Origin of the sequence: Enterococcus sp. 3G1_DIV0629, assembly GCF_002141285.1 — a bacterium.
GTDB lineage: Bacteria > Bacillota > Bacilli > Lactobacillales > Enterococcaceae > Enterococcus_B > Enterococcus_B lactis.
Window position 1 is genome coordinate 58,976 of the sequence record NZ_NGLI01000002.1, and the last position, 8,593, is coordinate 67,568.

The 8,593-nt window shown below is 40.4% G+C and carries 6 protein-coding genes and 1 pseudogene; 5 read left to right on the forward strand and 2 right to left on the reverse strand.

The features are described from left to right. Window positions 1-138 precede the first annotated feature (138 nt). From A5816_RS09030 to A5816_RS16700, 5 genes are all read left to right on the forward strand, one after another. Window positions 139-2,433 (forward strand): glycoside hydrolase family 65 protein, encoded by a 2,295-nt coding sequence (locus A5816_RS09030; RefSeq protein ID WP_086311197.1) that lies wholly within the window; start codon window positions 139-141, stop codon window positions 2,431-2,433. Then, the gene (gene pgmB / locus A5816_RS09035; protein ID WP_002373313.1) at window positions 2,426-3,091 is read left to right on the forward strand and encodes a beta-phosphoglucomutase; all 666 of its coding nucleotides are present in this window, start codon (window positions 2,426-2,428) and stop codon (window positions 3,089-3,091) included. Before A5816_RS09030 ends, pgmB begins: the two co-directional genes overlap by 8 nt. Next, window positions 3,084-4,091: an aldose epimerase family protein gene (locus A5816_RS09040; protein ID WP_086311198.1), complete on the forward strand. Its 1,008-nt coding sequence runs from the start codon at window positions 3,084-3,086 to the stop codon at window positions 4,089-4,091. The genes pgmB and A5816_RS09040 overlap by 8 nt, the downstream gene beginning before the upstream one ends. A 21-nt stretch (window positions 4,092-4,112) precedes the next feature. Beyond that, window positions 4,113-5,138 (forward strand): LacI family DNA-binding transcriptional regulator, encoded by a 1,026-nt coding sequence (locus A5816_RS09045; protein ID WP_010731896.1) that lies wholly within the window; start codon window positions 4,113-4,115, stop codon window positions 5,136-5,138. A 315-nt stretch (window positions 5,139-5,453) separates the two neighbouring features. Further along, window positions 5,454-7,502 (forward strand): RNase A-like domain-containing protein, encoded by a 2,049-nt coding sequence (locus A5816_RS16700; RefSeq protein ID WP_086311199.1) that lies wholly within the window; start codon window positions 5,454-5,456, stop codon window positions 7,500-7,502. Window positions 7,503-7,701: 199 nt separating this feature from the next. Here A5816_RS16700 and A5816_RS09060 read toward each other — a convergent pair whose 3' ends face one another. Next, window positions 7,702-8,310 (reverse strand): hypothetical protein, encoded by a 609-nt coding sequence (locus tag A5816_RS09060; protein ID WP_086311200.1) that lies wholly within the window; start codon window positions 8,308-8,310, stop codon window positions 7,702-7,704. Between the two features lie 38 nt (window positions 8,311-8,348). Continuing rightward, window positions 8,349-8,593: pseudogene (locus A5816_RS09065) on the reverse strand (hypothetical protein); the annotation flags it as partial.

The window sequence follows — 8,593 nt, forward strand, 5'->3', positions numbered from 1 at the left end:
TAAGTTTCCTTCTATAAATAGCTCGAAAAAAATTTATTTTTATGCTTTTTTCTATGAAATATTTCCTATTGTCTATTGACTTACGCAATCGGTTGCGTTTATTATGAACGTATAAAACAGCTCATTAGGAGGAGAACAATGAAACAGATCAAACGACTATTTGCTATTGATCCATGGAAAATCAGCACGACCCAATTAGATAAAAAAAATCTTCGACTGCAAGAATCTCTGACAAGTATTGGAAACGGTTATATGGGGATGCGTGGGAACTTTGAAGAAACTTACTCAGGGGACCACCATCAAGGTACTTATTTGGCAGGTGTCTGGTATCCTGATAAGACACGTGTCGGCTGGTGGAAAAACGGTTATCCAGAGTACTTTGGAAAAGTGATCAATGCCTTGAACTTTATCGCAATAGATATTTCGATCAACGATCAGCTGATCGACTTGGCTTCTTTGGAACCAGAAGATTTTTATTGGGAACTAGATATGAAAAATGGTGTGCTATCTCGTACGTTCACAATTACTACTTCTACTAATAAAGTACGTATCTCCTTTGAACGTTTTTTAAGCATTGTCAAAAAAGAAGCGGCTTACATCCATTTAACTATAGAAATGCTTGAAGGTAATGGAACAGTCGACCTCGTATCGAAATTGGATGGAAATGTCCAAAACGAAGACAGCAACTATGATGAACATTTTTGGAATGAGATCGATCGTGGAACCATAGAAGAAATCGGCTATTTGACAACCAAAACTATTCCAAATAACTTCGGGATCGAACAATTCACTGTTACTGCAGCAATGCGTCATTTCGTTAACGGAAAAGCAGTCGTTCCTGATTATCACGAAGATACTTTAGCCTTACATGGTTGCCTGTCTGCTGAATTATCTCAAGGCGAGACATGGACAGTAGAGAAAGAAATCATCGTTCTTACTAGTCGAGATATCCCAGAAGCGCAGCAAGCAGAAAAAGCCGTCTCAGAATTAGCAAATCAGACAAACAATTATATCCAAGCAAAAGAAGAACAAACAGCGGCTTGGGCAGAACGATGGAAGCTTGCCGATGTGGTCATCAAAGGAGACGAAGAAGCACAGCAAGGTATTCGGTTCAATTTGTTCCAACTATTCTCTACTTACTACGGCGAAGATGAACGATTGAATATTGGACCCAAAGGATTCACAGGAGAAAAATACGGCGGTGCCACTTACTGGGATACAGAAGCGTACGCAGTCCCTCTTTATCTCGCTTTAGCCAAACCCGAAGTAACTAAAAATCTTCTGAAATACCGCCATAACCAGCTGCCGCAAGCGATCCACAACGCTCAGCAGCAAGGATTAAAAGGCGCGCTTTATCCTATGGTCACCTTCACTGGCGTCGAATGTCATAACGAGTGGGAAATCACTTTCGAGGAGATCCACCGAAATGGTGCAATCGCCTATGCAATCTACAATTACACGAATTACACCGGTGATACGGAATATTTGAAAAATGAAGGTCTGGAAGTTTTAGCAGAAATCGCCCGCTTCTGGGCAGACCGTGTCCATTTTTCAAAACGAGCAAATAAATACATGATCCACGGAGTGACTGGACCAAACGAATATGAAAACAACATCAATAACAATTGGTATACAAATACGATCGCAGCTTGGGTCTTGCGTTACACGCGAGAAAATTATTTAACTTATCAAGAAGAAGCTGCTATCACTATCAGCGAAGAAGAACTAGCCAAATGGAAAGATATCGCAGAGAACATGTACTTCCCAGTGGACGAAGAATTAAGTATTTTTGTCCAGCATGACACATTCTTAGATAAAGATCTCATGCCTGTATCCGATATTCCCACAAGCGATCTTCCTCTGAACCAGCATTGGTCTTGGGACAAAATCCTTAGATCTTGCTTCATCAAGCAGGCAGATGTATTACAGGGGATTTATTTCTTCAACGATACTTTTACAAAAGAAGAAAAACAAAAAAACTTTGATTTCTATGAACCAATGACTGTCCATGAGTCTTCCCTTTCACCAAGTATCCATTCGATTTTAGCAGCAGAATTAGGAATGGAAAACAAAGCTGTAGAAATGTACCAACGAACAGCTCGCTTGGATTTGGATAATTACAATAACGACACAGAAGACGGCTTGCACATCACTTCCATGACTGGCAGCTGGTTGTCGATCGTCCAAGGATTTGCACAAATGAAAACCGCCCATGATCAATTGAAATTCGCACCATTTCTGCCAAAAACCTGGAATGCTTATTCTTTCCATATCAATTATCGCGGACGTTTATTATTCATCTCAGTTACAGATGAACAAGTTACTTTCGAGTTATTAGAAGGTATGCCTCTGGAACTTTTCGTCTATGAACAGTCTTACACTTTAGAGGATCGCCTAGAAATAACGCTAAGAAAGGAGGAAGCAAATGTTTAAAGGGGTATTGTTCGATTTAGACGGCGTCATTACCGATACTGCCGAATTCCATTATCGTGCTTGGCAAAAGCTTGGTCAGGAAATCGGCATTACGATCGACCGCACATTCAACGAACAGCTAAAAGGCGTCAGCCGAGAAGACTCTCTCTCTTTGCTTTTAGCTTATGGCGGAAAAGAACACTCTTTTTCAAAGGAAGAATTTGCAGAATTAGCAAAAAGAAAAAATGATTATTATTTAGAGATGATCCAGACGATCGAACCAAAAGATGTTTTCCCTGGGGTCGTCCCTTTACTAGATTCTTTAAAAGAAGAAAAAATCAAGATCGCTCTTGCTTCTGCAAGTAAAAATGGGCCTTTCCTACTTGAAAAAATGGGTCTCACACCTTACTTTGACGCTATTGCCGACCCGGCAGAAGCAGCAAGCGGAAAACCTGCGCCAGATATCTTCCTCCTTGCAGCAAAAGCTGTCGGACTAAAAGCAGAAGAATGTATCGGGATCGAGGACGCGCAAGCTGGTATCCAAGCCATCCTCTCAAGTGGTGCTCAACCAATTGGCGTGGGACGTGCTGAAGACCTTGGAGAGGAGATCCCGCTTGTCCCTGATACGACTTTTCTTACGATTGATTACTTAAAAGAAAAGTGGCATGACCATGGATAATCCAGAAATCACCGTCGTACCAGTCCCAGAGACTGAAATAAAGAAAATCACGTTGAAGAACGACTATTTAGAAGTCGTTCTTCTCAACTATGGTGCCCGCCTGCATCAAATCTTCGCGCCAGACAAAGAAGGAAAATCAGAAAATATTTTATTGTCTTACGATCATTTCGAAGATGTTCTAACAGATAAAAGCTTTTTTGGCGCAACTGTCGGACCTGTAGCTGGAAGGATCCGAGATGCTTCCTGGGGTGAGCATAGATTGGAGAAAAACTGCGGATCACACCATATCCACGGTGGCACGAAAGGCTGGTCTTTCCAATATTGGGAAGTAGAAGTTTTCAAAACTCCTTCATCAATAGGCGTGGTCTTTTACTTAAAAGATGAATTTTCTACCTATCCAGGACCAATCACTGCTACGATCACTTACCGTTTGACAAAAAACGAATTAGAGATGACGACCTCTGCCAGTAGCCTGGTCGAAACCATCTGCAATCCGACCAATCATGCCTACTTCAACCTTTCAGGAAATGGAAAAAGAGACATCTACGACCATCAGTTAACGGTCTTCTTAGATGGTATACTTGAATTAGATCAAGAAAAACTACCTACTGGAAATTGGACGAAAAAAGAAGACCTGCCCATCGACTTTAGAAAATCTCCAACACTGCAAGAAATCCTTGCTTGTTATCCAGCTGGACTAGATGATGTATTTCTTTTGCATCATCCTAGGCTTTCCAGAACTTCCTTACAATTATTCGAGAAGCATTCTGGTCGTCAAATGACTATAGCAACTTCCAATAAAAGTATGGTATTATTTTCTACGACTGGATTTGAAGCTGATTTCTCTGTCAACGGAAAACAGATGCATTCAAACTACGGATTAGCAATCGAACCGCAAGAAATCCCTGATATCGTTCATTTCCCCAACTTTGGATCGATCAACCTCCATCCTGGTCAAGAACGGATCAGTCAAACGATTTATCGGTTCTCTGCACAATAACAAGAGAAAGGTGTTTTTATCATGGCTATTACCGTAAAAGATGTGGCGAAAAAAGCCGGTGTTGCTACCTCGACCGTCTCTCGTGTTATCAATGATCATCCTAGTATTTCCGAAGCAACAAAGAAGAAGGTCCGAAAAATCATGGATGAACTAGGTTATGTTCCTAACATGACTGCCCGCAATCTAGGAAAACGCATTTCCAGTGCCATCGGCGTGATCTTACCCCCTCTTGATTCAAAAGAGCGGATTGGGAATCCCTTTTATCTTGAGATCATGGAAGCAATCAACGAAGAAGCTCGGAATTATGATATGACGACAGCGATTGCTACTGCTAAAAATTTTGATTTACTGTTAGAGAACGTCCAGCGTATGCATCTACAAAAACAAGTAGATGGTTTTATTCTAGTGTATTCAGATAGTCAAGACCCTGTCATTGATTATTTATACCAAAACCACATCCCTTTCACTTTGATCGGACAGCCTTATCATCACGAAAACGAAATCGTTTATGTAGATAATGACAACCAGCTTCTAGGCAAACAAGCAACAGAATTTTTGATCCAGAATGGACATAAGAATATCCTATTCGTGACGAATACGACTCATGAGAGTTTGTATTTCGAACGATATTTCGGTTATCAAAAAGCGATGATGATGGCTGATCTTCCTGCGTTTTCCAGTGTAGTACTGGAACATACAGAAGATTATCTGACCTTTGAGAAAACGTTGAAAGAAAACGAAGCCACAGCATTGGTAGTCATTGACGATATCTTCGCCCTTCGCACGATGCAGTTGGCACAAATGTATGGTTATGTCATTCCAGAGACACTTTCCGTCATTAGCTTCAACAACTCGATCTTCTCAACATTGACACATCCTTACCTTACAAGCATCGATATCGATATCTCCGAATTAGGACGTGTCGCTATGCAAAAACTGCGTGAACTGATCCATGAAGAATTAAGTAGCGGCGTACGCTTGGTCATCCCTCATCGCTTGATCAAAAGAGAGACAGTCGTTCCTTTAGAAAGCACGAAACTTAGTTAAATCACTGAATTTGCTGACCATTTATCCTATGGTCAGTTTTTTACATAAAATACGTTATTTTTATAAGTTTAAAAACCAAATATTAAATAACATTAATATTAAAATAGATAAATCTATCCCTTCTTTTTCTTTATCAGTTGTTTGAACGATTATGCGTCCAAAACAAACGATTATTTGACATAACTACTGTCTTCCATGAGAATACACAAAGGAAACACCAATAATATAAAAAACATTTTTTTAAATTGATTTTTTCTATTACGCCTTGTATTCTTTTGTTTTTTCAAGAATAATTAAATGTGTAAGTGAATAGGAATGAATGGAGGTGCAAAAGACCCCCTTGTCGATCAGCCGCACGTGTTCTTGAAAGGAGAAAACATGAAAAAACTCACTCATTTGTTTTTTGTTGTGTTGACACTTCTGCCATTTGCTGCCACGCCTGTCCAAACGCACGCCCAAGAAACGTATACGATTAAAGCAGAACAACATGCGACGACCGAAGTTGTTCCTGAACTCCCGTCTATCTCTCGTATCCCTGTCACTACCCAAGAACCAGATCCGCATAACGCAGCATTGGTTCCTTTAACCGGTGGCGTCAGTTTCTCCTCTTTTCTCTCTCCTTTTTCTGCTGTTGGTGCTACATTAAGTTCTGCATTGGTTTCCCTCCCTGCTTCTGCTGCAGTAGTTTCTGCTATCCTAGGAGCAGGACTTGGTTATAGTTTTTACCAATTAGGTTCCTCCTTAGGCGTCGCCACTGCAGACTTACTCAAAACGAATGCGAGCTTGTATGAATTATCTTCCAATAATCCTGCCCTGCAACAAGAATTGGCCGCTTTTGCCACTTCGGGAATTGATTCTACTACTAGTACCTATAATTTCTCGCAAGGTCTGCAAAAAAGATACGCGCAAGACGTGACCAGTCATGCATTGATGCGGGAATATTTGACAGGAACAACGGATCATGGTGCTTATCGCTTTTCGATCAATGACCATCCGGCATTCCGTAAACTGATCTCTTATGGTTCGCTTTTTACTGAAAGCGCTCGAACTGGCGTGATCGGACGTGATGCCTCGGTAGCTGATCGAATGTTCATCGAAGATCAATTCTTCTTACTGGAAATGGTTCGTGTCATGGAAACTCGAGTCGGCAGTGATACAACATTACTAACGATCTCCGGTCACAATTATGGCCATCGGGGTAGCAACGGTTCCTTCGTCCATGAAGTCGAATTAAGTGTCCCGATGTCTGTCTTGATGAGCCAGATTGCGACTCAAGAAGACTTTCTGGAATATATCCAGCAAAACACCACTTTTGAATTTGGGGTGATCGAAACACCCTCAAGAGAAGTCGCTGTCCAGACGGCTCAGCAAATGGCGCAAGCCTATCATACACGCACTGCCGATATACAAAAGAACTTAGCAGAAGTCTTGGCACCGACTGAAAACGGATTGAGCTTCGATCCTTCTGGTATAATCGCTACCTTATACGGACAAACGGTTGTCCTTGATGCAACAGGAAAGTTCGTGTACGCTGACACTCGCGTAGCCGTTCCAGAATACCAGTGGGGAGCGATCGATTTTGCTTACAGTGAAGCAGCCATCCCAATAGATGACTCGATCACGATCGATGGGCGAAGAGGTGTATTAGATGAAGAAACTGGAGACATCGTAGAAGATGGTACAGGTAAAACATTAGTCGAAGGCGCAATGGGCGCTGCATGGAATGCGTTGAGTCTAGCTCGCGTCCTTGAAGCAATCAAAAACTTCAAAGGGGATGACGATGATGACGATGAATTCGAATGGTATTCCCCTCTTGATTTGTACTATGACGAATGGTATGCAGACGGCGGGAAAGGGCATACGATGGAACGGCATGTGGGACAAACTGCAGAATCTATGAAGAATAGACTTAACGCTTCTACCTATTTACACTATACCTCCTCCTTCTATGATACTGAACGAGCATTAATTTTTATTAATGCTGCTATCTATACAGCAAACAAAGGTTACTTAGATGGTAACATCAAATTACCTTTAGGGACTTGCCATCTCAGACAAGATGTTAACCGAGTGATATATAGTTCATATAAGTATCTTTCAGCTGGTTCATCAATCGGCTGGGGATTTCATGAATTATCACCAGGAATACATTCTCAATTCGACTCGATTTATTACGCCAAAGTGATTATCCAAAGAATGCCCAACATCGTATGGAAAAAACGAAAGTATTATATCCTAACTGCTTATCCTGACTTACAAAGAACCGTAAAAGAGGAGCCGCCAAGGGCGGCTCCTCTTTCTTCAATCCAATACCAGTGTAGCATCGAAAACAGTAAACCGCTTTCTCTTTTCGTCATACACTGACCACACATAAGCACCATCCCAATAACGACCTTCATTATAATAATTCGTAAATTCATTCTCAATTCGACACGATTCATTACAGGGAAATAAATATCCAAAGAACACCACACAGTATTAAAAAACGTAAGTATTATATCATTTCTACTCTCCTGATTTGCACAGAACAATACTAGAGGAATCGCAAACGGTTCCTCTAGTATCACGCTTGGTTGACTAAGTTGATACTAACAACTGTAAAACGGTTTCTTTTCATATCATAAATCGACCATAAATAAGCTCCCCACCCCCGTCGTCCTTCATCATAATAATTCGTAAAAGTAGTATCCCAACAATAAATCTCTAGCTGTTTCTTTTCAGGAAACAATTGATTATTGATTTGTATAAATTCAGCTCGTGTTTTAGGAATAACTGCTTCATGGTCAAGAAAAGCCGTTTCATAATTTCCATCCTGTACAAAAAAATTTTTGGGTTCGATTTTTTTTGCCTTCATTAGTGAGGTATTTACACGGATAGGCCACCCTTGTACATTATCAAACGAGCTTAGATCCGTATAAACAATAGGATTGTTTCTTGTTTGTTGAAATTTTTCTTCATATTTTTCTGAAGAAACATTTTTACCTGTTCTTACAAAAATATCTAAAGACCATATACTACATTCCCACAGACGATTGCAGTAAGTAAGGTAACCTATTATAGCTTCTTGATGACTTTTTAACCCTTGACTGCGATTTTCTTTAAAAAATGCAAAATATGTAAATAGACTTGTCTGATAGCCGAATCTCCTTGTTTCTTTTTCTAATAGTTCCATCTTCTCTCTCCTTTTTCCAGTTCACTATATGGAATAATTCAATCCAATACCAGTGTAGCATCGAAAACAGTAAATCGCTTCCTTTTTTCGTCATACACTGACCATACATAAGCGCCATCCCAATAACGACCATTATTATAATAATTCGTAAATTCATTATTCCAAAGGTAAATATGCAGATGATCTTTATCTGGAAAAAGACGATCATTCAACTGGTTAAATTCTTCTTCCGTTCCTGCCGCTCCTTGAGGCGCATCAAGAAAAGAAGTCCGATAGATACCAT